Origin of the sequence: Lysobacter sp. Root916 (genome assembly GCF_001429785.1) — a bacterium.
Classification (GTDB): domain Bacteria; phylum Pseudomonadota; class Gammaproteobacteria; order Xanthomonadales; family Xanthomonadaceae; genus Lysobacter.
The window spans coordinates 152,388-176,258 of the sequence record NZ_LMJF01000012.1; the positions used below are offsets into that span (position 1 = coordinate 152,388).

Below are 23,871 nucleotides of genomic sequence, written 5' to 3' on the forward strand. Positions count from 1 at the left end.
CGCGAGGCGGCATCGTCGTTTCCGGGCCTCGCCCAGGCCCGCCGGGCTTGCCGCGGCGGGCCGTGTGCACGGAAAACGGCGCGGGTGCGGGCGCTTGGATACAATACCGGGCCCGACGTTGCACGGTTCCCCGGACATGATCGTCCTCGAGGGCCTTTCGGCCCTGTCTCCGTTCCGCCGCGAACGGCTCCAAGCCCGCCTGCAAGCCATTCACCCCGAAGTCCGCCTGATCGACGCCTGGCCCGTGTATTGGGTCCGGCCCGACGTGGGCGCGCAGCCGGATGGCGACACCCTGCGCCGCATCCTGCAGGCCGAGCCGGACGCCGCCGCGCGCGAAGCCGGCGCGGTCTCGCGCTACGTGACCCCGCGCCTGGGCACGCTGTCGCCCTGGGCCAGCAAGGCCACCGAACTGCTGCGCGGCGCCGGGCAGCCGGTCGCGCGCGTGGAGCGCGGCACCCGCTACGACCTCGCCGGCTGGCCGGCCGATGCCGCCACGCAGGGCGAGCTGGCCAAGGCCCTGCACGATCCGATGACGCAGTCGCTGCTGGACGCGCGCGACGACGCGGCGGCGCTGTTCGCGGTGCCGGAACGCGGCGAACTCGAACGCATCCCGCTGGACGGCCTGGAGAGCGCCAATGTCCGCCTCGGCCTGGCCCTGGCCGAGGACGAGATCGCCTACCTGCGCGAACGCTATGCCGCGCTCGGCCGCGCCCCGTCCGACGTCGAACTGATGATGTTCGCGCAGGCCAATTCCGAGCACTGCCGGCACAAGATCTTCAACGCCTCCTGGACCATCGACGGCCGCGAGCAGACCAGCTCGCTGTTCAAGATGATCAAGCACACCCACGCGCAGACGCCGGAAAACACCCTGTCGGCGTACAGCGATAACGCGGCTGTGGTCGAAGGCTATCCGAGCCGGCGCTTCCGCCCGCAGCCGGGTAGCCAGGCGTATGCGGCCGAGGCCGAAACGCCGTCGGCGTTCTGCATCAAGGTCGAAACCCACAATCATCCGACCGCGATCGCGCCGTTCCCGGGCGCCAGCACCGGCAACGGCGGCGAGATCCGCGACGAAGGCGCGACCGGCCGCGGCGGCCGCCCCAAGGCCGGCCTGTGCGGTTTCAGCGTCTCGCACCTGCGCATTCCGACCTTGCCGCAGCCTTGGGAGGGCGAGCGCGCCTTGAACCCGCGCATGGCGCCGGCGCTGGAGATCATGCTCGACGGCCCGATCGGCGCAGCCGCGTTCAATAACGAGTTCGGCCGTCCGAATCTGGTCGGCTACTTCCGCAGCTTCGAACTCGCCGAGGGCGCGCATGCGCGCGCCTACGACAAGCCGATCATGCTCGCCGGCGGTCTCGGCGCGATGGACCGCATCCAGGTCGCCAAGCTCGGCCTCAAGCCCGGTCACGCCGTGATCGTGCTCGGCGGCCCGGCCATGCTGATCGGCCTGGGCGGCGGCGCCGCCAGTTCGGTCGCATCCGGCGACAGCGCCGAGGACCTGGATTTCGCCAGCGTCCAGCGCGACAACCCGGAAATGGAGCGGCGCTGCCAGGAAGTGATCGACCGCTGTGTCGCGCTCGGCGCGGACAATCCTATCGACAGCGCCCACGACGTCGGCGCCGGCGGTTTGTCCAACGCGATCCCCGAATTGCTGCACGACTCCAACCTCGGCGGCGTGATCGACCTGGCGCGCGTGCCCAGCGACGATCCTTCGCTGTCGCCGATGCAGCTGTGGTGCAACGAATCCCAGGAGCGCTACGTGCTCGGCCTGCCGGCCGACCGCGTCGCCGACTTCGCCGCGATCTGCGAACGCGAGCGCTGCCCGTTCGCGGTGGTCGGTTACGCGACCGCGGAAGAGCGCCTGGTGGTGGGGTATGGCGCGACCGTCGAATCCGTCTACGGCGTTGCGGATTCCCTTCTCCCGCCTGCGGGAGAAGGTGCCCGCAGGGCGGATGAGGGCACGCGGCAAGGCGTTGGCGGCGACTCTCAGCAGTGGCCGATCGACCTGCCCATGGACCTGCTGTTCGGCAAGCCGCCGAAGATGCACCGCGACACCCGCCGTCCGCCGACCGCGCCGTGGCCGGCGCTGAACTGGAACGGCCTGGACCTGCATCAGGCCGCGCTGCGCGTGCTCGCGCATCCCACCGTCGCCTCCAAGCAATTCCTGGTCACCATCGGCGACCGCAGCGTCGGCGGCCTGACCGCGCGCGATCAGATGATCGGCCCCTGGCAGCTGCCGCTGGCCGATTGTGCGATCACGCTGTCGGGCTTCGAAGGCTACGTCGGCGAAGCCATGGCGATCGGCGAGCGCACCCCGCTGGCCCTGCTGGATGCGGCCGCGGCCGCGCGCATGGCGGTGGGCGAAGCGATCACCAACCTGTGCGCCGCGCCGGTGGAATCCCTGAACCGGATCAAGCTGTCGGCCAACTGGATGGCGGCGGCCGGTCACCCGGGCGAGGACGCGCTGCTGTTCGACGCGGTCAAGGCGGTCGGCCTGGAGCTGTGCCCGGAGCTCGAGCTGAGCATTCCGGTCGGCAAGGACTCGCTGTCGATGCAGGCGCAATGGCAGGCCGACGGCGTCGCCCACAAGTCGGTGTCGCCGGTGTCGCTGATCGTGAGCGCGTTCGCGCCCGTGGTGGATGTGCGTCAGCAGCTCACCCCGTTGCTCGCACGCGAACCCGACAGCGAGTTGTGGCTGATCGGCCTGGGCGCGGGCAAGCAGCGCCTGGGCGGCTCGGTGCTCGCGCAATGCCATCCGCAGGCGACCGGACCGGCCGAGGCCGGCGGTCTGCCCGCGTTCGCCGCGCTGTCCGCCGACGGCGACCGCGACGACCTGGGCGTGCCCGATCTCGACCACCCGCAGCGCCTGCGCGATTTCTTCGAACTCATCCGCGACGCGCGCGAAGCCGGCCTGCTGCTGGCCTACCACGATCGCAGCGACGGCGGCGCGTTCACCGCGCTGTGCGAAATGGCGTTCTGCTCGCGCCTGGGCCTGGATATCAGTCTGGACGGCTGGGGCGAGGATCCGTTCCGCACCCTGTTCAACGAGGAACTCGGCGCGATCGTGCAGATCGCCGACGAGGACCGCGCCGAATTCGCCGACCTGGTCGCGCGCCATGGCCTGATCGACTGCGCCCAGCGCATCGCCAAGCCGGTGCTGAGCCGCGTAGAAGGCGCGGCGGCCGCACCCGCGGTGCGCGTGCGCGAGGATGGCGCAACCCTGGCCGAATGGCGTTGGGACGAGCTATTCGATGCCTGGTGGTCGGTCAGCCACGCCATGCAAAAGCTGCGCGACAACCCCGATTGCGCCGATGAGGAGCGCGCGATCGCGCGCGACTTCGCCGCGCCGGGCCTGAAGCCCAAGCTCACCTTCGACCCCGCCGACGATGTCGCTGCGCCGTTCGTGAACCTGGGCGCGCGTCCCAAAGTCGCGATCCTGCGCGAGCAGGGCGTCAACGGCCAGATCGAAATGGCGGCCGCGTTCGACCGTGCCGGCTTCGAAGCCTTCGATGTGCACATGAGCGACCTGATCGCCGGCCGCGTCTCGCTGCAGGACTACAAGGGCTTCGCGGCCTGCGGTGGTTTCAGCTATGGCGACGTGCTCGGCGCGGGCCGCGGCTGGGCCACCAGCGTGCTCGAGCGCAGCGCCCTGCGCGACGCGTTCGCGGCCTTCTTCGCGCGCGAGGACAGCTTCTCGCTGGGCGTGTGCAACGGTTGCCAGATGCTGGCCCAGCTCAAGCCCATCATCCCGGGCGCCGAGCATTGGCCGCGCTTCCTGCGCAACCGCAGCGAACAATTCGAAGCGCGCCTGGGCCTGCTGGAAGTCGGCGAGTCGCCGTCGCTGTTCTTCCGCGGCATGGCCGGCTCGCGCATCCCGGTGTCGGTGGCGCACGGCGAAGGCCGCGCCAGCTTCGATAACAACCTCGACCAGAGCGCGGCGGACATCTCGTTGCGTTACATCGACGGCGAAGGCCGCGTCGCCGAGCGCTACCCGCTCAACCCGAACGGCTCGCCCGACGGCATCGCCGGCCTGACCTCGCGCGACGGCCGCGCCACCATCCTGATGCCGCACCCCGAGCGCACCCTGCGCAGCGCGAATCTGAGCTGGGCGCCGCGCGACTGGAGCGGCGACTCGCCGTGGATGCGCATGTTCCGCAATGCGCGGGTGTGGGTGGGGTAAGTCTTGGCGCCGCAGCGAGCGAGGCATTGAAGAAGGGCGTCCGCAAGGGCGCCCTTTTTTTGTGCCAGTTGGCACGCATAAAAAGCGGCGAATTTCGCATGGCCGGCTTGGTGCGCGCACGCCGCTTGCGACGGCGATAGAACCGCTGAATTGCGCTCGATTCGACGGCATAGCGTTCGGATCTGCGCCGAGCCGTGCTCGCATTGCGCTAAGGCGTGATCGCGCATGCGCATGCACGGAGTTTCACCGCGAACATCCGATTGACAGCCTTTTCCACTCGGCTGCGATCCTGCGATCAGGCGTGCGCCCACTGCGCCGAAGCGAACGCATTCGCGCGTTCTTCGGTCCGACAATGCATCGACACGACCGGGAGTTAATGACCGGTCTCACATCGGGCCTCTGGTCCTGGGTCGAGGGGAAGACCGTGCGATATCTGATCGGTGCATTGCTCACGCTTACGTCCTGCGCGGTTTGCGCGCAGAAGGCGCCGTGGGAGGAATACGACAAGCTCATCAAGTCGGCGCAGACCATCAAGTCCGAGGGCCCGACCTTGTTCGGCGATTCGGTGAACCTGTACACGGGCGCGACTTCGTTCGCGACCGTGGACGTGTCGATCCCCGGCAACTTTCCGATTCCGGTCGCGCTTGGGCGGCGTTTCTCTTCCGCGACCGACGCGCGCAGCCGCCCGTTCGGAGATTGGGATTGGGACGTTCCGTATATCAGCGGCAACTTCAGCCGTGCCGAAGGCTGGGTGCTGGGAACCTCGGCCGCCACTGCCAGCGCCAATCGCTGTTCGTTCCCAACCAGCCCGGAAACGGCGCGGCCGCCCTTGGTCAAAGTGCAGAGTTCGACGCCTACGAGTGCGCCGGCGGTGCAGCCCTGGGAATACTGGAGCGGCTACAACATGTCGGTTCCTGGCGGAAGCCAGGAACTGCTGATCGCGACCGCGGAGACGCGACCGCGCCCCACCGACGGCGGCGTGTACCCCTGGGTCACCAACAAGCACTGGCACCTGTCCTGCGTGTCGAGCCTGCAGAGCGGACAGGCGGGCGAGGGCTTCATGGCGCGTTCGCCGGACGGTACCCGTTACCGTTTCGACTGGATGGTGGCGCGTCCTTCCGACGATCTGTTGAAGCCGGTGGTCAGCCAGGGCGTCGTGGTTCAGCGCCCGGTGCCGCGCGACGAGATACGCCTGTACCCGACGCGGATCGAGGATCGATTCGGCAACTGGGTCGCCTACGCCTGGAGCGGCGCCAAACTGCTGTCGATCACCTCCAGCGACGGCCGTCAGCTCAGCTTGAGCTGGGAGAACGTCAACGGCTACGACCGGGTCACTAAGGTGGCGACTAATACCGGGCGCGAATGGAACTATGGCTATTCGCCGTACTCGCAGCTCACCGCGGTGACGCTGCCCGACAGCAGCCAGTGGGCGATCAATTTCGCCGCGCTTTGGGGAAGCCCGTACTACGAGATCGACGAAGAAACCATGACCGACGGCCGTCGCGTGCCTCTGCAGGACAAGGCGCTGTATTGCTCCTGGATGCGCAAACTCAGGCCGCTGACACGTATCGCGACCATCCGGCATCCGTCCGGCGCCAGTGGCGAGTTCGTGTTCCAGACGGTGCGCCATGGCCGAAACGGCGTGCCGTTCGATTGCGTCTTCCCGCCGAACATGGGGCCGCGTCCCGATCCCGATTTCGAGCCGGGCGATGACACGCTTAACGCCATGATTCCGGCACGCTTCGACGTGCTGGCCCTGCAGACCAAGCGCGTCACCGGGCCGGGCCTGCCGGGTCACGTCTGGAGCTACAGCTACACCACTCCGATCGGTAGCTGGGAAGGCGAGTGTCCAAGCTGCGCGACCACCAAGACCACCACGGTTACCGATCCCGACGGCGATCGCACGGTGAATACTTACGGCGTGGTCTACAACGACAACGACGGCAAGCTCTTGAAGGTCGACGTCTACGCCGGCAGCAGCTTGCTTCGCAGTTCGACCACCACCTATCTCAGTAACGCAGCCGCGCCGAATCAGGAATTCGCCGACCGAATGGGCGTAAGCCCGCAGATTCGTCTCGACTCGTTCTCGTCAGAGCGCCAGCGGCCGGCGGTGTTCAGCTCGGTGCAGCAGGACGGCGTGCGCTTCGATACGGCATACGAGACCTTCGACGAATTCGCCCAGGCGAAGCGCGTTGGGCAGTCGAGCACTTTGGGCTACACCCGAACCGACATCACCGAATACCTCAACGACAAGACGAAGTGGGTGATTGGCCAGGTCCAGCGCCAGACCAACTTCAACACCGGTGCCATTCCTTCGCGTACCGAATACGACCCCGCCACTGCATTGCCTAAGCAGACCTTCGCCTACGAAAAACCGCAGCAGGGACTGACCTACAACGCCGACGGCACGCTGGCCAGCGTTGTCGATGGGCGTGGTTTGGCTACGACGGTAAGCAATTGGAAGCGCGGTATTCCGCAGACGATACGTTTTCATGACGGCACGCGGAAGCTCGTGGGCGTGGACGGAAACGGCTGGGTCGGATCGGTTACCGATGAAAATGGTTATGCCACGGGCTATTCCTATGATTCCATGGGGCGTATCACGCGCGTCACGCAGCCGGCTGGCGACAATGTCGCGTGGCTGGATACGGTGCTGCGTTTCGAACCCGTAGCCACGGTCGAGTACGGCCTGGAGGGCGGGCATTGGCGCCAGGTGGTGACCACTGGGAATCGAAAGAAAATCGTCTATTTCGACGCTTTGTGGCGTGCCGTTGTGGAGCAGGAAGAGGATATGGCCAACCCTGCCGGCACGCTGCGCTGGAGCGCCAAGCGCTACGACGACGAAGGGCGGACAGTGTTCGCCTCCTACATGCGCAATCCACGGGTCGATGGTGAGTCGACGTTCTCAAATCCCGCATTGAAAGGCACGGTGTCGCAGTTCGATGCGCTCGGACGGCCGACGCGGACGATACAGGACGGCGAAGAGGGGCCGCTGACGACGGTGATCGACTACCTGGCCGGTTTCAAGCGTCGCACCACCGACCCACGCGGAATCGCCACCAGCGAGACGTTCGAAGTCTACGGGACGCCGGGTTACGACGCGCCGAGGCAGATCGATGCCGCTGAGAACACCGTCGACAAGGCCCGCACCACCATCGTTCGCGACGTGCTGGGCAATACCAAGGAAATCGTGCGCGGTCCCGGGGGTTAACCGGCGTTCGCATAGGGGATTGCGATCCGCGCGTGTGCGCGGGTTGCGGTGGGGCATGGGACAGCAGGCCGGATTCGGCCCATAGGTCGGTTTATGCGCAAGACACGTGATGTGGTGGGTTCCCTGTGGGCGACGAGCGCGCCGCGGCGAATGGCGTTGTGGCTGTGGCTGCTGGTGGCGGTCTTGCTGCCGGGCTTGGCTGTCGCTGCGGCGGGGCCGACGCTGAGCTTCAGCTATCCGGCAACGCCTGAGCGCGACTACGCCGCACCGGCCAACGTCAAGGTACTGCTGAACGCGACTTCGGGCTGCGGCCCCATCAATATTTTCGTCAGCGGGCCGGGGTTGGATACCTCGATCAACAACGGCGATACCCTCAACAATCTGCCGCCGGGTCGATACTTCATCGATGCTTCGTTCGAGATGTGCAATCGGCAGTGGATCGACCCGGTTAGTGCGGGGCGTGCATTCAATGTGCTAGGCGGCAGCATCACCGCTTCGCCCGGCACTTGCACCATCCCTTGGGGCGGCAGCAGCTGCACGTCGACGATCAACTGGAGCTCGAACGCTCCTAGTGCGCAGATCTGGTACTCGTTGCCCAATGGCAGCGGCATGACGCTGTGGACGCAGGGCCAGAACGGCTCGGCGCTGGCCGGGATCGACACCAACGGTCGGCGCTTCTACCTGAAGAGCGGCGATCTAACGCTGGCGACCGTCGATGTAGCTGCGGTACCAACCAATAACAGCGCGCCCACGGTTGGTCTGACCGCGCCCGGGCACAGCTATGTCTACCAGCTCGGGGCCGCGGTGCGGCTCGCGGCTAACGCCAGCGACACCGACGACGGCGTGCAGCGGGTCGAGTTCCTGATAGACGGCGTCAAGGTGGGCGAAGACATCAGCGCGCCCTACGAATTGAATTGGGTCGGCACCGAGGGCGGTCACACGTTGGTCGCGCGTGCGTTCGATACGCGCGGCTTGTCGACGTCGTCCGCAGGAATGTGGATCGTCGGCAACGGCCGCCCCGTCATCACGCTGACCAGTCCCGCCAACGGCGCCCAGGCGAATCTGCCCGCAAGCTTCGTCCTGAGGGCGGATGCGTCGGATTGGGATGGCGTGAACCGGGTCGAGTTCTATGCCGATGGTCAGCTGGTCAATACCGATACCGTGGCGCCCTACGAGTACACCTGGTCCGGTGTAGGCGTGGGCTCGCACAGCGTGCACGCGATCGTGCACGACAACCTTGGCGCCTCGGTGCAATCGGCCACCGCCAACGTCACGGTTTCGCAGCCGCCATCGGGTCCGACGGGTGTCGCTAGGCGCTACGTCTACGACCTGCATCAGCAGTTGTGCAAGGTCATTGAGCCCGAAACGGGCGCGACAGTCATGGGCTACGACGCAGCCGGCAACCTGGCCTGGTCGGCTGCCGGTCTCGATCTTCCGGACCAGAACAACTGCAATACCAACGAAGGCTATGCGTCCGGTCGTCGTGTCGATCGCGGCTACGATCAGCGCAACCGTTTGCACACCTTGGTGTTCCCTGACGGTCGCGGCAATCAAACCTGGGTCTATACGCCCGACGGTTTGGCCAAGGAGATCAGCACCAGCAACGACGGCCCGGGTTTGGGTGTCGTGGTCAATACCTACGCCTACAACAAGCGCCGCCTGCTGACTGCCGAAACGCAGGCCCTGCCAGGCGACTACACCGGCCTCATCGCCTACGCTTACGACGCCTACGGCAATCGCAGCCAATACACCACGCCGGACGGCCAACCGATCAGCTACGCCAACAACGCGCTGGGCCAGCCGGTCAGCGTGAGCTCGAACTGGGGCAATCACGCCACTGGTATCAGCTACTACCCCAACGGTGCGATCAAGCAGTTCACTTACGGTAATGGCGTCGTCCACACCCTGACCCAGAATGCCCGTCAGCTGCCTAGCTCCAGCGCCGACGCGGGCGTGGCTCGGTTGGACTACACCTACGACCCCAATGGCAACGTCAACGGCATCCTGGATCGGGTGCGCGGCGATACCTACAGCCGTTGGATGACCTACGACTATCGCGACCGTCTGACCGCCGCGGGTTCGTGCAGTTTCCTCGGCGATTGTTGGCATCGTTTCACCTACGACCCGCTCGACAACCTCAAGAGCTGGACCCTGGGCGGCGTCAAGGATCACGCTACCTACTACTACGACGATCGCAATCGCCTGACCAATATCCGCAATACAGCAGGCGCAGCGGTGGTTGGTCTGGGCTACGACGCGCAGGGCAATCTGGAGAACAAGAACGGCCAGGCCTACCAGTTCGACTACGGCAACCGTCTGCGCACGGTGGTCGGCAAGGAGGCCTACCTATACGACGCGCAGGGCCGGCGCGTAGCTACGACCGGGCGCCCCGACACCACGTACTCGCGATCGTTCTACAACCTCGATGGCCAGATGGTGATGAGCGAAGACCATCACACGGCCGAGGCGCAGAACGACAGCCATCCCGAACTCACCGTTCCTCACGTCTATTTGAACGGCAGTCTGCTGGCGACCATCGAATGGAACCGCGCGGCGGGCAACGGTCAGGTCAAGTACCACCATACCGACGCGTTGGGCAGTCCGATCGCGGTCACCAATGCTGCAGGCGCGGTCATCGATCGCACCGACTGGGAACCCTACGGCGCGGCAATCGGAAAGCCGAACTACAACGGTGTGGGCTACACCGGCCATGTGATGGATGGCGCGACTGGATTGACCTATATGCAACAGCGGTACTACGACCAAAACATCGGTCGGTTCCTTAGTGTCGATCCTGTTGCTGCCGACAAAGTTATCGGCAGTAACTTCAACCGGTACTGGTACGCCAACAACAACCCGTATCGTTTCACGGACCCTGATGGCAGATGGATTGAGGATGCATTGATCGGTGTTCCGAGCATGCTTCTAGGCATGAAAAGCTTCTCGGACAACGTGAGTGAAGGAAATTTCGGTGCAGCGACAGTCGATGCAATCGGAGTGATTGCCGATGGGCTTGCTATTGCATCTCCTGGTATTCCCGGGGGGGCTGGTGCGATTATCAAAGCATCCAGAACGGCCGATGAGGTAGCTGAGATTGCTCGGATCGCGGACGATGCCCTGGTCGTTCGTGGGGGCTCTGAGCAAGGAGCGAATTCCGTGGAGGGGATCGCTGGTGGGACCGGTCTGCATCGCGAAGTCGATGTAGTGGGATTCTCATCAGAGAGCGCTAACGGCGCTACGCTGTGCGAGCTTTGTTCAAATGTGGCTCACAATCAGGTTGGCGTTACGACGGCCGGCCAGATCCGGGCGGCTGGGGGCGACGTTGTCTCCACCCCTGGAGTCTCACCCACGCATGCTACGGTGACGGGGCTTTCCCCTCAAAAGGCGAATAGCTTGTTGACTCCGACTCGACCTAATCCGATTCCCAAGGATCAACGCCGGAATTACGACAAGGACTAACGTGTGAACGTGATCTTTGCTGATTTCAACAACATAGATGCCGACGGCTGTCTACGGTTTACGGATGGAACTATGTCGGACCTGGAGGTTTCGGGAGTCGAGCCGAAGGAAGGCATGTTGCTGATGTTCTCCGATGGGGATCTTCTCGCTCAGGGCGAGGTAATAGCTCCGTCAGGAGTGCATGGGTGGCGTGCGCGGATAGTTGGTGGGTTGCAGTATCTCGACGGGAAATAGGCCGCATCACGAGATCCGGGCGGGCTGTTGCGGCTTGGCGGAATTGCGATGTGGGTGTGCTGAAGGAAACTGCTAAAGTCCGGGTTCACGCGCAGGAGGGTGACGTGAACGCAGTAGCCACCAATATGGGATCGCCCGGGGCTCCGGAACCCGGGCTGTCCGCCGCCGAGGCCGGGGCCGGAGGCCCACAGGCCGCCGTGGACGCGGCCATCGTCGAGGCCCTGCTGGCCAAGGGCCGGCTCAAGGAGCCGGACCTGGCGCGCGCGCGCCGGCTGCAGGAGGAAACCGGCGGCAGCTTGCTGGCGCTGCTGGCCCGGCTGGGCCTGGTGTCCGAGCGCGACCACGCCGAAACCGTGGCCGCGGTGCTGGACCTGCCCCTGGTCAGCATCAAGGACGCACCGGAATTACCTCCGGAAGGCGTCGCCCTGACACTCAAATTCATGAAGCAGTTCGCGGTTTGCCCGGTCCGCGAGACCGAGCAGGCCGTTGAGGTGCTGATGGCCGACCCGCAGGATGTCTACACGCTGGACGCGCTGCGCCTGGTGACCCAGCGCGACATCCGGCCTTACGTGGCGCTGCGCTCGGAGATCGGCGACGTGATCGAGCGCTGGCACGGCCAGGGCCGCAGCGCGATGGGCGCGATCGTGGAGACCGCCGAGGGCGAGGGCTCGGGCGATCTGGACGACGTCGAGCACCTGCGCGACCTCGCTTCCGAGGCGCCGGTGATCCGGCTGGTGAACCTGGTGATCCAGCGCGCGGTCGAGCTGCGCGCGTCGGACATCCATATCGAGCCGTTCGAGAACCGCCTGAAAGTGCGCTACCGCGTCGACGGCGTGCTGGCCGAGGGCGAGAGCCCGCCGGCCAATCTGACCGCGGCGGTGATCAGCCGCATCAAGATCATGGCCAAGCTCAACATCGCCGAGCGCCGCCTGCCGCAGGACGGCCGCATCATGCTGCGCGTGCAGGGCAAGGAGCTGGACCTGCGCGTGAGCACGGTGCCGACCGCGCACGGCGAGTCGGTGGTGATGCGACTGCTGGACCGCGAGACGGTGGTGTTCGACTTCTACAAGCTCGGCTTCACCGACGAGTTCCTGCCGCAGTTCCAAAAGGTGTTGGACCAGCCGCACGGCATCTTGCTGGTGACCGGCCCGACCGGCTCGGGCAAGACCACCACGCTGTACACCGCGCTGAGCAAGCTCAACACCAGCGACGTCAAGATCATCACCGTCGAGGACCCGGTCGAGTACCAGATCGAGGGCATCAACCAGATCCAGGCCAAGCCGCAGATCGGCCTGGATTTCTCGCATGCGCTGCGCTCGATCGTGCGCCAGGACCCGGACATCATCATGATCGGCGAAATGCGCGATCTGGAGACCGCGCGCATCGCGATCCAGTCCGCGCTGACCGGCCACCTGGTGCTGAGCACGCTGCACACCAACAACGCGGCCGGCGGCGTCACCCGCTTGCTCGACATGGGCGTAGAGGACTACCTGCTGACCTCGACCATCAACGGCATCCTGGCCCAGCGCCTGGTGCGCCGCCTGGAGCCGACCCACGCCGAGAAGTATCCCGCCTCGCCGGAGGAGATCGAGAAGTTCCATCTGCGCCGTTACCAGCCGCAGGGCGAGATCTTCCTGTATCGCCCGCGCGGGTCGGCGCTGGCGCCGACCGGTTACCACGGCCGCACCACGATCATGGAATTCCTGGTCATGAACGACGAGCTGCGGCGTGCGGTGATGCGCCATGCGGGCATGGGCGAGATCGAGCAGATCGCGCGCGACGCCGGCATGCGCACCATGTACGAGGACGGCATCGTCAAGGCCCTGGCCGGGCACACCACGATCGAAGAAGTACTGCGCGTGACCGAGGACGCGTGATCGCGTCGGGGCCGCGCGCCACCACCATAGGGGCAGGGCGTATGAGTAACGCAACGGTAAGGATATCGGGCCTGTGTGCGCTGGCGGCCGCGCTGGCCATGGCCGGCGTCGTGCATGCGGCGGGCAAGGCGCCCGCCAAGTCGCTGAGCAAGGACGCGCTGCCGGCCGGCTTCGCAGTCGGCAAGGGCCAGCCGCCGTTGACCCTGAAGGTGGACGTGGCCGACGGCAAAGCCAGCAGCACGGTGGTCAGCGACGCGGCCCAGGCCAACGTCACCGCCAGCGGCGGCGCCGACGGCGGCGAGACCATGCTGACGATCCGTCACGACCTCGCGGTCGCGATCAAATTCGATCTCTACATCTCCTCCGACGGCGAGCGCTTCGAGTACACCAGTTCCTGCGCGGTGACGCCGGGCATTTCCAGTTTTGAGATGTGGTCGCGCCCGATCCGCGCCTTCGCGCTGGGCAACCCGCGCGTGGTGCCGGCCGACCGCATGGCCTGCGACTGAGCCGCCGATGGCCCTGTACCACTACAAAGCCCTCAACGCCCGCGGCGAAATGCTGGACGGCCAGATGGAGGCGGTCAGCAACGCCGAGGTCGTGCAGCGCCTGCAGGAGCAGGGTCATCTGCCGGTCGAGGCCAAGCTGGCCAGCGAGGCCAGCGGCGCTTCGGTATGGAAGGGCCTGTTCAAGCCCAAGCCGTTTGCGGGCGCGCGCCTGGTCCAGTTCACCCAGCAGCTGGCGACCCTGCTGGGCGCCGGCCAGCCGCTGGATCGCGCGCTGACCATCCTGCTGGAACTGCCCGAGGACGAGGCGGCCAAGCGCACCGTCACCGACGTGCGCGACGCGGTGCGCGGCGGCGCCTCGCTGTCGACGGCGCTGGAGCGCCAGCACGGCACCTTCTCGCGCCTGTACATCAACATGGTGCGCGCCGGCGAAGCCGGCGGCAGCATGCACGAGACCCTGGCGCGCCTGGCCGACTATCTGGAGCGCAGCCGCGCGCTGCAGGGGCGCGTGATCAACGCCCTGATCTACCCGGCGATCCTGGTGGTGATGGTCGGCGCCAGCCTGCTGTTCCTGCTGGGTTACGTGGTGCCGCAGTTCGCGGTCATGTACGAGAGCCTGGACGCGCCGTTGCCGTTCTTCACCAAGATCGTGCTCAGCATCGGTCTGTTCGTGCGCGACTGGTGGTTCCTGCTGGTGGCCACGCCGGCGGTGGCGTTCTGGTGGTTCGACCGCAAGCGTCGCGACCCGGTGTTCCGCGAGGCGCTGGACGGCTGGCTGCTTAAGCGCAAGTTCGCCGGGGCGCTGGTCGCCAAGATCGAAACTGCACGTTTGGCGCGCACTTTGGGCACGCTGGTGCGCAACGGCGTGCCGCTGATGACCGCGCTGGGCATCGGCCGCAACGTGATGGACAACCGGGTGTTGGCCGCCGATGTCGAGGCCGCGGCCGAAGAGGTCAAGAACGGCGTCGCCCTGTCGACCGCGCTGGGCAAGGGCAAGCGCTTCCCGCGCCTGGCCCTGCAGATGATCCAGGTCGGCGAGGAGTCGGGCGCGCTGGACACCATGCTGGTCAAGACCGCCGAGACCTTCGAGCACGAAACCAGCCTGGCCCTGGACCGCATGCTGGCGGCGATGGTGCCGGTGATCACCGTGGTCCTGGCCGGCGTGGTCGGCACGGTGGTGCTGGCCGTTTTGACGCCGCTGTACGATCTGACCAATGCGATCGGCTGAGCGCGGGGCGGCAAAACTGCGACACGGTTCCCTGTTCAGGCTGGCGCCCGGCGGTCCGGATCGGCGCGCTTCCGCCGTTTTGAACGCAAGCTGTACCGCTTCCCGCGCGCTTGCACCGGCGTCGGGATCGCGGCACAGAATCGAGCTGGACCACGCCGCTCCGGAACCGTTCCGGCACGCGGCGGTCGAACCGAGTCGCGGGGGCAGCGGGATCGTCCCTGGCAGGATCGCCTCTTCTGTGTACCCAACCACTTACGGATGAACGAAATGCGAAATCCCCGTTCCCTGCGCCGCCCGTCCGCCGCCCTGCAGCGCGGCATGAGCCTGATCGAAATCATCATCGTGATCGTGCTGATCGGCGCGGTGATGACGGTGGTCGGGACCAAGGTATTCGGCGCCAACGACAACGCCAAGTTCAAGCTCGCCAAGACCCAGGTGCAGACCCTGGCCGGCAAGATCGAGTCCTTCCAGATGGACACCGGCCGCCTGCCGGGCTCGCTGGACGAACTGGTCAAGGCGCCCTCGGACGCCAGCGGCTGGCTCGGCCCTTACGTCAAGGACACCGACCTCAAGGATCCGTGGGGCCACCCGATCGAGTACCGCTCGCCCGGCGAAGGCCGCGATTTCGACGTGGTGATCCTGGGCAAGGACGGCAAGCCTGGCGGCACCAGCGTCGACGGCGACGTCAAGTACGAGTAAGCCGCGCATGAGGCAGTCGCGGCAACGCCCTTGCGCTCCCGTAAGGGGCCACCGGGGCTATGCCGCGGCGCGGGCGGCTGTCGCCTCGCCTCGCCTCGTACGCGGTTTCACGTTATTGGAAATGCTGTTGGTGATCGCGCTGATCGCGGCGATCGGTTTGCTGGCCGCGTTCGCGTTCACCGGCGGCATCGCCGGCATGCAGCTGCGCAGCAACGCCAAGGAACTCGCCGCGCAACTGCGTTACACCCGCACCCAGGCGATCGCCACCGGCCAGAAACAGACTTTCACCATCGATCCGGGCGCGCATACCTGGAGCGGCGCGAACGGGCGCGCGGGCGAGATTCCGAAGTCCTTGAAACTGTCCTTCGTCGGCGCGCGTCAGCTGCAGCCCGCCGAAGGCCAGGGCGCGATCGTGTTCTTCAACGACGGCGCCTCCACCGGCGGGCGCATCCAGCTCAGCGCCAAGCGCGCGGGCTGGAACATCGATGTCGCCTGGCTCACCGGCGAAGTGCGGCTCAAACGCGTGGAGGCGCGCCGATGAGCGCGTCGCCGCGTCGGTCCGGCTGGCGCGCCGCGCGTGCGGCGCGCGGCTACACCCTGATCGAAGTCATCATCGCGTTCGCGCTGCTGGCGCTGGCGATGACCCTGCTGCTGGGCACGCTGTCGGGCTCGGCGCGGCAGGTGCGCTGGGCCGGCGACGCCGGGCGCGCGAGCTTGTACGCGCAGTCGCTGCTGGACCAGGTCGGTGTGGCCGAGCCGCTCACGCCGGGCCAGCAAAGCGGCGATTTCGAGGAAGGCCGCTACCGCTGGACCCTGGGCGTGGCGCCGTGGCGCGACCGCGCCGTGGCCGCGGTCGCGCAACCGCTCGATGTGAACGGTCCGCAGTTGTTCGAAATCACCCTGGCGGTGGAGTGGGGCGATGGTGGGCCCGCGCAGCGCTTCCAGTTGCGTAGTCTGCGCAGCGCCTTGCCGGGCACCGAGGCGGTGCTGCCATGAGGCGCGCGCGTCGCGCCGCCGCCGGCTTCACCCTGATCGAGATCCTGCTCGCGACCGTGCTGTTGGCCGCGGGCGTGGCCCTGGCTTTCGCGACGCTGTCGGCCGCCACCCAGACCGCGACGCGCGGCGAGGCCATGGCCCAGCGCAACGAGCGCCAGCGCGCGGTCGAAGGCTTCCTGCGCAAGCGCCTGATCGCGACCCGCCCGGTCGCGTTCGGCTTCGACCAGGCCAGCGCCCTGCCGCAGCGCTTCATCGGCGAGCCCGACCGTCTGCGCTTCGTCGCCGACCTGCCGGACTACCTCGGCCGCGGCGGTCCCTACCTGCACGATTTCGCGATCGAATCCGACGGCGACCAGGCGCGCATCATGCTGTCGCTGTCGATGGTGCTGGCCGGCCAGACCATCGAGGAGGAACAGGAGCGTCCGCCGGAACTTTTGGTCGAAGGCCTGAAGTCGGCGCGCTTCCGCTACCGCGCCCTGGACGAGACCGGCAAGCTCGGCGACTGGCAGGAGCGTTGGCAGGCGGTGGAGCAATTGCCGCTGATGGTCGAAGTCACCCTGACCGATATCGACGGCCGCGACTGGCCGCCGCTGGTGGTATCGCTGCCGCTGGCCGCCAGCGTCGCGCGCGGCGTAGTGCCGGGGACGATATGAGCGCGCCCGGCATCCGCGCCCACCGTCACGCTCGCGGCGCCGCGCTGCTGCTGGTGCTGTGGCTGATCGCGATGCTGACCGCCTTGATCGGCGCGTTCGCGCTGTCGGCGCGGGTCGAGAATCTGCAGGGCCGCGTCCTGATGCGCGGTTTGGTCGCGCAAAACGCAGCGCGTGCAGGCATGGAATTTGCGCTGACCCGGGTCGGCCAGACCGATGCGCGTCTGCAATGGCGGCCGGACGGCACGGCCTATCGCTGGTCGTATGGCGGCGCCGAAGTGGAAGTGAAACTGATCGACGAGAACGGCAAGGTCGATCTCAACCAGGCCGATCCGGCCCTGCTGACCGCGCTGATCCAGGGCGTCGGCGGCATCGAACAACAGGCCGACGCGGCGCGTCTGGCCTCGGCGATCGCCGATTGGCGCGATCCCGATCCGCTGACCCAGATCGCCGGCGGCGCCGAGGATCCGGACTACGCCTCCGCGGGCCTGCCCTACGGCGCCAAGGACGCGGAGTTCGAAAGTGTGGCCGAGGTCGAGCAGATCCTGGGCTTTACGCCCGCGCTGTATGCCAAGCTCGAGCCTTACCTGACCGTCTACAGTGGCCGCGCCCAGCCCGATCCCGCGTTCGCTGCGGCACCGGTGCTGGATGCGATGGGACTGAACGGTGCCGATGTGGTGGCCCAGCGTGGCCGTCGCAACCCCGATGGCACACCGATGCCAGGTGGGGGGGCGCCCGGGCAATTGCCCGGTCTCGTCGGCGAAGGCAGTGGCACCTATAGTATCGACAGCCGCGCGCGGCTCTCCGATGGCCGCGAGTCGGTGTTGCGAGTAGTCGTGCGCGCGGGAGGCGGTGCCGTGCCAGGCATGGCCTATACACCGTTGCGTTGGGAGGAGGGAGCTTCGCCACGATGAATTCGCAAGTGGAAAGCCGGCCGGGAAGCTGGCAGACGGACAATCCGTTACGACGTCTGGGCAGCCGCGTGATGCCGGGCGCGGGCGGCTTCCTGTCGTGGTGGGGGCGCAATCTCGCGGCCTGGCTGCCGCTGCGCGCGCGCCAGGCCCTGGGCATGGACCGCGGCCGCTTGCTGCTGCAGGTGCAGGGCGATGCCGTGTCGCTGCGGCTGCAGCGCGGCGCCGAACTGCGCGAACTGGGCGTGCTGCCCGGGCTGGCGGGCTACGCCGACCCCGCCGCCGCCGAACTGGCCGCGCTTGCCGGACCGAACGCGGTGGTCGCCCACACCAGCGATCCGCTGGCGCCGCTGCTGCCGTCCGGTCTGGCGGATCTGCCGCGCTGGCTGCTGCTGCCGGCCGCGAGCAGCCTGCGCCGTCGCCTGGCCTTGCCGGCCGCCGCGGCCGAGCGCCTGCGCGACGTGGTCGGTTTCGAGATCGACCGCCAAACCCCCTTCACCGCCGACGCGGTCGCGTTCGACGCGCGCGTGCTCGCGCGCCGCGATGCCGACGGCCAGCTCGACGCCGAACTGGTGGCGGTGCCGCGCCAGGCCCTGACCCCGCAACTGGCGGCGATCGGTCCGCTCGCCGACAGCCTGGCCGGTGTCGATGTCGCCGGCGCCGACGGCATGCCGCTGGCCGTGAACCTGCTGCCGCCCGCGCAGCGCCGCAGCCACAGCGATCCGTTCCGGCTGTGGAACCTGGCCCTGGCCGCGGTCGCGTTGGTCGCGATCGCCGCGACCATGTGGCAGTTGCTGGCCAACCGCCGCAGCGCCGCCGACGCCCTGGAGCAGACCATCGCCAGCCACGCCGTCGCCGCGCGCAACGCCGCCGCGCAGCGCCAGGAACTGATCGGACTGATCGAAGGCCAGGCCTTCCTCGATCGCACCCGCGCCGAGCGTCCGAGCACGATCGAACTGATCGACGAACTCAGCAAGCGCCTGCCCGACAGCACCTACCTGGAAAAACTCGCGATCGAGGACAACAGCCTGTTGCTGATCGGCCTCAGCCGCGAAGCCTCTTCCTTGATCGCGCGCCTGCAGGGCACCCAGCTGTGGCGCTCGCCGGCCCTGACCGGCGCGGTCCAGCCCGACCCCACCAGCGGCCGCGACCGTTTCACCCTGACCGCCGAGATCGGTCCGCCGCGAGCGGAGGCCGCCCGTGGCCAATGAGCTGAAGATCGGCGGTATCGAACGCGACCGCTGGGCGGCGCTGGGCCTGCTGTTGGCCGCGCTCGCGCTGGCCTACGCGGTGCTGGTGCACCCGTGGTGGACAGTGCCGATGCTGGAAGCCAACGAACGCCTGGAAGACCTGAAGGAGCGCGAGCTGCGCCAGCGCATGCAGTTGCAGCAGGCGCCGCAGGTGCAGCAGCGTTTGCAGCAAGTGCGCCAGCAACAGGCCGGGCTGCCGGGCTTCCTGCCCGAGGCCTCGGCCGAACTGGCCAGCGCGTCCTTGGTGCAGCGCCTGGAGAACGTAGTCGCCCAGGCCAGCCCGGGCAACCGCAGCTGCCGCATCGACAACCGCTCGCCGCTGGCCGACAACAGTCGCCGCGACAAATACGCGCGCGTGGTCGTGCAGGTGCGCCTGCGTTGCGGCACCGGCGAGACCGCGGCCGTGCTGCATTCGCTGGAGACCGGTTCGCCGCGTTTGTTCGTGGGCAATCTCAATCTGCTGTCGGCGCGCGGCTATTTCGTGCCCGGCACCGGCCGGCCCTCGTCCGACGGCGGCATCGACGTGAGCTTCGACCTCTACGGCTACCTGCGCCCCGGCCCCGCGGCCGCGACGCCCGCGCCCAAGGCCAACATTCCGGGGGCCGCCGATGCGTCTTGACGCCGCCAGCCCCCGTACTTGGTTGCTGGCCACGGTGGCCGGCTGGGCCGTGCTGGCCTGGCTGCTGGCCCTGGCCGGCATGGGGCGCCAGACCCGGCTGTTGGACGACGATGCCAGCCTGGTTCAGGCGCTGCCGCAGTCGCGCGCGCCGGCCAAGCCGCGTATCGGTCCGCTCACCCAGTACGGCGAAATCGCCGCGCGTCCGCTGTTGATGGACGATCGCCGGCCGCGCGCGTTCTTCGTCCAGGGCAAGGGCGACGAGACCGCGCAGGCCAACACCTTCGACTACGTGCTGACCAGCGTGCTGATCACGCCGGATCTGAAGATGGCGATCCTGCAGCCGGCCGACGGCAGCGAGTCGGTGCGGGTCAAGTTGGGCGAAGTGCCGGAATCGCACCCGGCCTGGCGCCTGAGCGCGCTGGATCCGCGCAAGGCCGTGTTCGAAGGCCCCGAAGGCCGGCGCGAGATGGATCTGCGCGTGTACGACGGGCAAGGCGGTCAACCGCCGACCGCGGTCGCTGTGCCGGTGCCGCCGCCTAACCAGGCCGGGCCTGGTACGCGCGCGCCGCCGCCCCCGCCGCAACCGCAGCCGCAGCCGGTCGCGCGCAGCACCGCCGGGCCGATGCCTTCGACCAACCCGCCTGGACAGGTCGCACCCGTGACCAACAGCAACACCGTCGTCAGCCCTGCCGGTAGCGAACCGATGACCGAGCAGGCGCAGATGGAAGCCATCCGCAAAAGGATAGAGGCGCGTCGCGCCCAATTGCGGCAACAGCAAGCCCAGCAACCCCCGGCCAAGACGCCGTGAGAGTGAACGCATGAAGCTACGTCACAACCCAACCGCGTCCCGCGCCCTCGTTGGCCTCACCATTGCCAGTCTGCTGGCGGGCTGCTCTACGGTGCCGGTCCCGAACATCAGGCGCGATGCCAATCCGGCGGCCTTGTCCGACAAGGCTACCGCTGCGGGCACCTCTTCCAGCGAAGGCGTTTCGTCGCAACCGCTGCCAGAGCAAGACAGCGGCCCGCGTGCGCAGATCCGGCGCGGCACCGGCCAGGTCATCAACCGCAGCGCGGCGGCGGAAGCGCCTCCGGGCATTGGCGCCACCAGCGGTTCGGCCACCTTCAATTTCGAAGGCGAGTCGCTGCATGCCGTGGTCAAGGCCATCCTCGGCGACATGCTGGGCCAGAACTACGTGATCGCGCCGGGCGTGCAGGGCACGGTGACCCTGTCCACGCCCAAGCCGGTCAGCCCGGCGGCGGCGATGAACCTGCTGGAAATGGTGCTGGGCTGGAACAACGCGCGCCTGGTCTACAGCGGCGGCCGCTACAACGTGGTGCCCGCCGATCAGGCCCTGGCCGGCAACGTCGCGCCCAGCACTAATCCGGCCTCGACCGCGCGCGGCTTCGAAGTGCGCACCGTGCCGTTGCGTTACATCTCGGCCACCGAGATGGAGAAGATCCTCAAGCCTTACGCGCGTCCGAACGCGATCATCAACGTCGACGGCGCGCGCAACGTGATCAGCGTCGGCGGCAGCCGCGCCGAGCTCGAGAACTACCTGCACACCATCGAGATCTTCGACGTCGATTGGCTGTCGGGCATGTCGGTGGGCGTGTTCCCGCTGCAATCGGGCAAGGCGACCAAGGTGGTGGCCGATCTGGAGAAGGTGTTCGGCGAGCAGAGCAAGTCGCCGGTCGCGGGCATGTTCCGCTTCATGCCGCTGGAAGGCGCCAACGCGGTGCTGGTGATCAGCACCCAGGCCGACTATCTCGACGATATCCAGCAGTGGCTGGAGCGCATCGACGGCGCCGGCGGTGAGATGCAGTTGTTCACCTACGAACTCAAGTACATCAAGGCCAAGGAACTCGCCCAGCGCTTGTCGGAGGTGTTCGGCGGCGGCCGCAGCGGCGGCGGCGATGGGGGCGGTGGTTCGCCCTCTCTGATGCCAGGCCTGGATCCGGTCGAGCTACAGGACGGCGCCAACGGGTCCGTGGCCAACATCGGCGGAAAGGACGGTGGCACTGGTGGCGGCGGTGGCAGCGGCGGCGAGATGTCGCTGGGCTCGCGCCAGAGCGGCAACGGCGCGGTCACCTTGGAAATCGACGGCGCGCGTGTGGGCGTGGCCGCGGTCGAGGAAACCAATTCGCTGCTGGTGCGCAGCAGCCCCGGCGCCTGGCGTTCGATCCGCGACGTGATCGACAAGCTCGACGTGATGCCGATGCAGGTGCACATAGAGGCTCAGGTCGCAGAGGTTGAGTTGACCGGCGACCTGTCCTACGGCGTGCAATGGTTCCTCGATCGCGCCACCAGCGATAATGGTTTCGGCGACCTCAATCGGCGAACCAACCCGCTGGTGCCGCCGAAGTGGAGCACGCTCGCGGCCAGCATCGGCGGCGTCAATGGCGACGGCCTGTCGTGGTCGCTGATCCGCAACAACGCGGCAGCGTTGATCACAGCGCTGGACGAGGTCACGGACGTACGTCTGTTGCAGACACCCTCCGTGTTTGTGCGTAATAACGCCGAGGCCACGTTGAACGTTGGCAGCCGCATTCCGATCGAGTCGGTCACGGTCAACCCAGGCTCCAACAACGACAGTACCTACAGCCAGGTCCAGTACCTGGATACGGGCGTGATTCTGAAGGTTCGTCCACGAGTAAGCCGCGACGGCATGGTGTTCCTGGATATCGTCCAGGAAGTCAGTTCGGCTGGTGCGCCGCTACGCGCGAACAGTCAGAACGTCACTATCAACACGCGCAAGCTCAAGACCGAGGCGGCGGTGCAGAGCGGCGAAACGGTCCTGCTTGCAGGTTTGATCTCCGACAGCGTCACGCGTGGCTCCACCGGTTTCCCAGGGTTGAGCCGCATACCGGTGATCGGTGGCTTGTTCGGAACGCAAGGCTCCAAGACCGAACGGCGGGAAACCATCATATTGATCACGCCGACCCTGGTGCGTAATCCACAGGAAGCGCGCAACCTGACCGACGAATACAGCCGCCGGTTCCGCGCCATGGAGCCGCTCAACCCGCCTAAGAAGAAAAAGTAAGAGCCGGGCGCGTCCGTTGAGGCGAAACGGTGCTGCATCGCATGCGTCGGATGCGATGCAGGCCGATACCCGCGAACGGGCGCGTAGGCCCGCCGAGCCGGCGCCACGGTTCTTGGTTAAGATCGCGGCAATACCGGCTGCTACGGACCGCGACGTTTGGCCGAAACGCTTTCTAGTAACAGCCTGCCCATCGTCGTGGTCCCGGTCGGCGTCGACGACGACGCGCTGGACGCCTGCCTGGCCGCGCTGGACGCGTGCACGCCGCCGGGCACCCGGGTCTGGCTGGCCGACGACGCCCAGGCCGGTCCGCGCGGCTATGCCATCGTCGAACGCTGGATGGCGCGCACCCCGCTCAAGGCCGACTACACCCGCCGCCAGCGCCCGATCGGCGAGGCCGCCCACCTGGGCGAGGCGCTCGCGGTCTGCGGCGATGCCGACGTGGCGGTGCTGGCGCCGGACGCGATCCCCGCGCCGGGCTGGCTCAGCCGGCTCGCCGCCTGCCTGAGCACCGACGGCGCGATCGCCACCGCCACCCCCTGGAGCAACGCCGGCGAGGCCGCGTCCTGGCCGCGCATCGGCGAGATCGAGGCGGTGCCCGCCGACCTGGAACGGCTGTCGCGCGCGGCCGCCGGCATGCCGGCCCTGTACCCGGAACTGCCGGCCGCGATCGGCCACGCCGTGCTGCTGCGCGGCAGCGCGCGCAAGCGCGCCGGCGGCATCGACGGCGCCAGCTACGGCTCCTGGTATGCCGCGCTCACCGATCTGTCGCTGCGCCTGTCCGGCCTGGGCTGGCGCAACGCGCTGTGCGAGACCGCCTTCGTCGCTCGCCGCGGCGAGGGCGGGCCCTGCGACGGCGACATGGACCACCTGGCGGTGCGCTGGCCGGACTGGCACGCGCGTCTGGCGGGATTCTTGATGAGCGACCCGCTACGCGGTTCGCGCGAACGACTGGCCGCGCTGCTCGACGGCGTCGGCCCACCGGATCCGCAACGTGACTTCTTCACCTGATTCCCCTG

Annotated in this window: 15 protein-coding genes and 1 pseudogene; all 16 read left to right on the top strand. The window is 67.5% G+C overall.

The window, feature by feature from the left end:
• Window positions 1-136: 136 nt before the first annotated feature.
• The 16 genes and pseudogenes from purL to ASE35_RS10405 all read left to right on the top strand — a co-directional run bounded on the left by purL (window position 137) and on the right by ASE35_RS10405 (window position 23,863).
• On the top strand, window positions 137-4,177 hold the full coding sequence (gene purL / locus ASE35_RS10330) for a phosphoribosylformylglycinamidine synthase (RefSeq protein ID WP_057163786.1): 4,041 nt from the start codon (window positions 137-139) through the stop codon (window positions 4,175-4,177).
• A gap of 376 nt (window positions 4,178-4,553) precedes the next feature.
• Window positions 4,554-7,388 carry an RHS repeat domain-containing protein gene (locus tag ASE35_RS10335; protein ID WP_162259050.1) on the top strand — a complete coding sequence of 945 codons (2,835 nt, stop codon included), beginning with the start codon at window positions 4,554-4,556 and terminating at the stop codon, window positions 7,386-7,388.
• Between the two features lie 150 nt (window positions 7,389-7,538).
• Window positions 7,539-10,847 (top strand): Ig-like domain-containing protein, encoded by a 3,309-nt coding sequence (locus ASE35_RS20730; RefSeq protein ID WP_082611222.1) that lies wholly within the window; start codon window positions 7,539-7,541, stop codon window positions 10,845-10,847.
• Window positions 10,848-11,206: 359 nt separating this feature from the next.
• Window positions 11,207-12,958 (top strand): type II secretion system ATPase GspE, encoded by a 1,752-nt coding sequence (gspE, locus tag ASE35_RS10345; RefSeq protein ID WP_082611223.1) that lies wholly within the window; start codon window positions 11,207-11,209, stop codon window positions 12,956-12,958.
• Between the two features lie 41 nt (window positions 12,959-12,999).
• Window positions 13,000-13,464 carry a hypothetical protein gene (locus tag ASE35_RS10350; protein ID WP_157489405.1) on the top strand — a complete coding sequence of 155 codons (465 nt, stop codon included), beginning with the start codon at window positions 13,000-13,002 and terminating at the stop codon, window positions 13,462-13,464.
• 7 nt (window positions 13,465-13,471) lie between these two features.
• Window positions 13,472-14,689 (top strand): type II secretion system F family protein, encoded by a 1,218-nt coding sequence (locus ASE35_RS10355; protein ID WP_056179055.1) that lies wholly within the window; start codon window positions 13,472-13,474, stop codon window positions 14,687-14,689.
• 267 nt (window positions 14,690-14,956) lie between these two features.
• Window positions 14,957-15,388 carry a type II secretion system major pseudopilin GspG gene (gene gspG / locus ASE35_RS10360; protein WP_056179943.1) on the top strand — a complete coding sequence of 144 codons (432 nt, stop codon included), beginning with the start codon at window positions 14,957-14,959 and terminating at the stop codon, window positions 15,386-15,388.
• A 100-nt stretch (window positions 15,389-15,488) separates the two neighbouring features.
• A pseudogene (locus ASE35_RS10365) lies at window positions 15,489-15,929 on the top strand (GspH/FimT family pseudopilin); the annotation flags it as partial.
• Window positions 15,926-16,384, top strand: a complete 459-nt coding sequence (locus ASE35_RS10370) for a prepilin-type N-terminal cleavage/methylation domain-containing protein (RefSeq protein WP_057163789.1) — start codon at window positions 15,926-15,928, stop codon at window positions 16,382-16,384. The pseudogene ASE35_RS10365 and the gene ASE35_RS10370, both read left to right, overlap by 4 nt.
• The gene (locus tag ASE35_RS10375; protein WP_057163790.1) at window positions 16,381-17,037 is read left to right on the top strand and encodes a prepilin-type N-terminal cleavage/methylation domain-containing protein; all 657 of its coding nucleotides are present in this window, start codon (window positions 16,381-16,383) and stop codon (window positions 17,035-17,037) included. The genes ASE35_RS10370 and ASE35_RS10375 overlap by 4 nt, the downstream gene beginning before the upstream one ends.
• A complete protein-coding gene (locus tag ASE35_RS10380; RefSeq protein WP_057163791.1) occupies window positions 17,034-17,948 on the top strand; it encodes a type II secretion system protein GspK in 915 nt (304 codons plus the stop codon). The genes ASE35_RS10375 and ASE35_RS10380 overlap by 4 nt, the downstream gene beginning before the upstream one ends.
• 71 nt (window positions 17,949-18,019) lie before the next feature.
• Window positions 18,020-19,156 carry a PilN domain-containing protein gene (locus ASE35_RS10385; RefSeq protein ID WP_056179070.1) on the top strand — a complete coding sequence of 379 codons (1,137 nt, stop codon included), beginning with the start codon at window positions 18,020-18,022 and terminating at the stop codon, window positions 19,154-19,156.
• Window positions 19,146-19,814 (top strand): type II secretion system protein GspM, encoded by a 669-nt coding sequence (gene gspM, locus ASE35_RS10390; RefSeq protein ID WP_235568699.1) that lies wholly within the window; start codon window positions 19,146-19,148, stop codon window positions 19,812-19,814. Before ASE35_RS10385 ends, gspM begins: the two co-directional genes overlap by 11 nt.
• On the top strand, window positions 19,804-20,622 hold the full coding sequence (locus ASE35_RS10395; protein WP_082611224.1) for a hypothetical protein: 819 nt from the start codon (window positions 19,804-19,806) through the stop codon (window positions 20,620-20,622). Before gspM ends, ASE35_RS10395 begins: the two co-directional genes overlap by 11 nt.
• 10 nt (window positions 20,623-20,632) lie before the next feature.
• Entirely contained in the window at window positions 20,633-22,855 is a 2,223-nt protein-coding gene (gene gspD / locus ASE35_RS10400) for a type II secretion system secretin GspD (protein WP_056179077.1), read from the top strand.
• A 156-nt stretch (window positions 22,856-23,011) separates the two neighbouring features.
• Window positions 23,012-23,863, top strand: coding sequence for a glycosyltransferase family 2 protein (locus ASE35_RS10405; protein WP_057163793.1), 852 nt, complete (start codon window positions 23,012-23,014; stop codon window positions 23,861-23,863).
• Window positions 23,864-23,871: the final 8 nt, after the last annotated feature.

What these genes read in the sequence shown, in the direction of transcription:
- ASE35_RS10380 (WP_057163791.1), top strand. Translation starts at nt 17,034, where the DNA reads ATGAGCGCGCCCGGCATCCGCGCCCACCGTCACGCTCGCGGCGCCGCG.
- ASE35_RS10370 (WP_057163789.1), top strand. Translation starts at nt 15,926, where the DNA reads ATGAGCGCGTCGCCGCGTCGGTCCGGCTGGCGCGCCGCGCGTGCGGCG.
- ASE35_RS10385 (WP_056179070.1), top strand. Translation starts at nt 18,020, where the DNA reads ATGCCGGGCGCGGGCGGCTTCCTGTCGTGGTGGGGGCGCAATCTCGCG.
- ASE35_RS20730 (WP_082611222.1), top strand. Translation starts at nt 7,539, where the DNA reads ATGGCGTTGTGGCTGTGGCTGCTGGTGGCGGTCTTGCTGCCGGGCTTG.
- ASE35_RS10375 (WP_057163790.1), top strand. Translation starts at nt 16,381, where the DNA reads ATGAGGCGCGCGCGTCGCGCCGCCGCCGGCTTCACCCTGATCGAGATC.
- purL (WP_057163786.1), top strand. Translation starts at nt 137, where the DNA reads ATGATCGTCCTCGAGGGCCTTTCGGCCCTGTCTCCGTTCCGCCGCGAA.
- gspG (WP_056179943.1), top strand. Translation starts at nt 14,957, where the DNA reads ATGCGAAATCCCCGTTCCCTGCGCCGCCCGTCCGCCGCCCTGCAGCGC.
- ASE35_RS10395 (WP_082611224.1), top strand. Translation starts at nt 19,804, where the DNA reads ATGCGTCTTGACGCCGCCAGCCCCCGTACTTGGTTGCTGGCCACGGTG.
- gspD (WP_056179077.1), top strand. Translation starts at nt 20,633, where the DNA reads ATGAAGCTACGTCACAACCCAACCGCGTCCCGCGCCCTCGTTGGCCTC.
- gspE (WP_082611223.1), top strand. Translation starts at nt 11,207, where the DNA reads ATGGGATCGCCCGGGGCTCCGGAACCCGGGCTGTCCGCCGCCGAGGCC.
- ASE35_RS10335 (WP_162259050.1), top strand. Translation starts at nt 4,554, where the DNA reads ATGACCGGTCTCACATCGGGCCTCTGGTCCTGGGTCGAGGGGAAGACC.
- ASE35_RS10355 (WP_056179055.1), top strand. Translation starts at nt 13,472, where the DNA reads ATGGCCCTGTACCACTACAAAGCCCTCAACGCCCGCGGCGAAATGCTG.
- ASE35_RS10350 (WP_157489405.1), top strand. Translation starts at nt 13,000, where the DNA reads ATGAGTAACGCAACGGTAAGGATATCGGGCCTGTGTGCGCTGGCGGCC.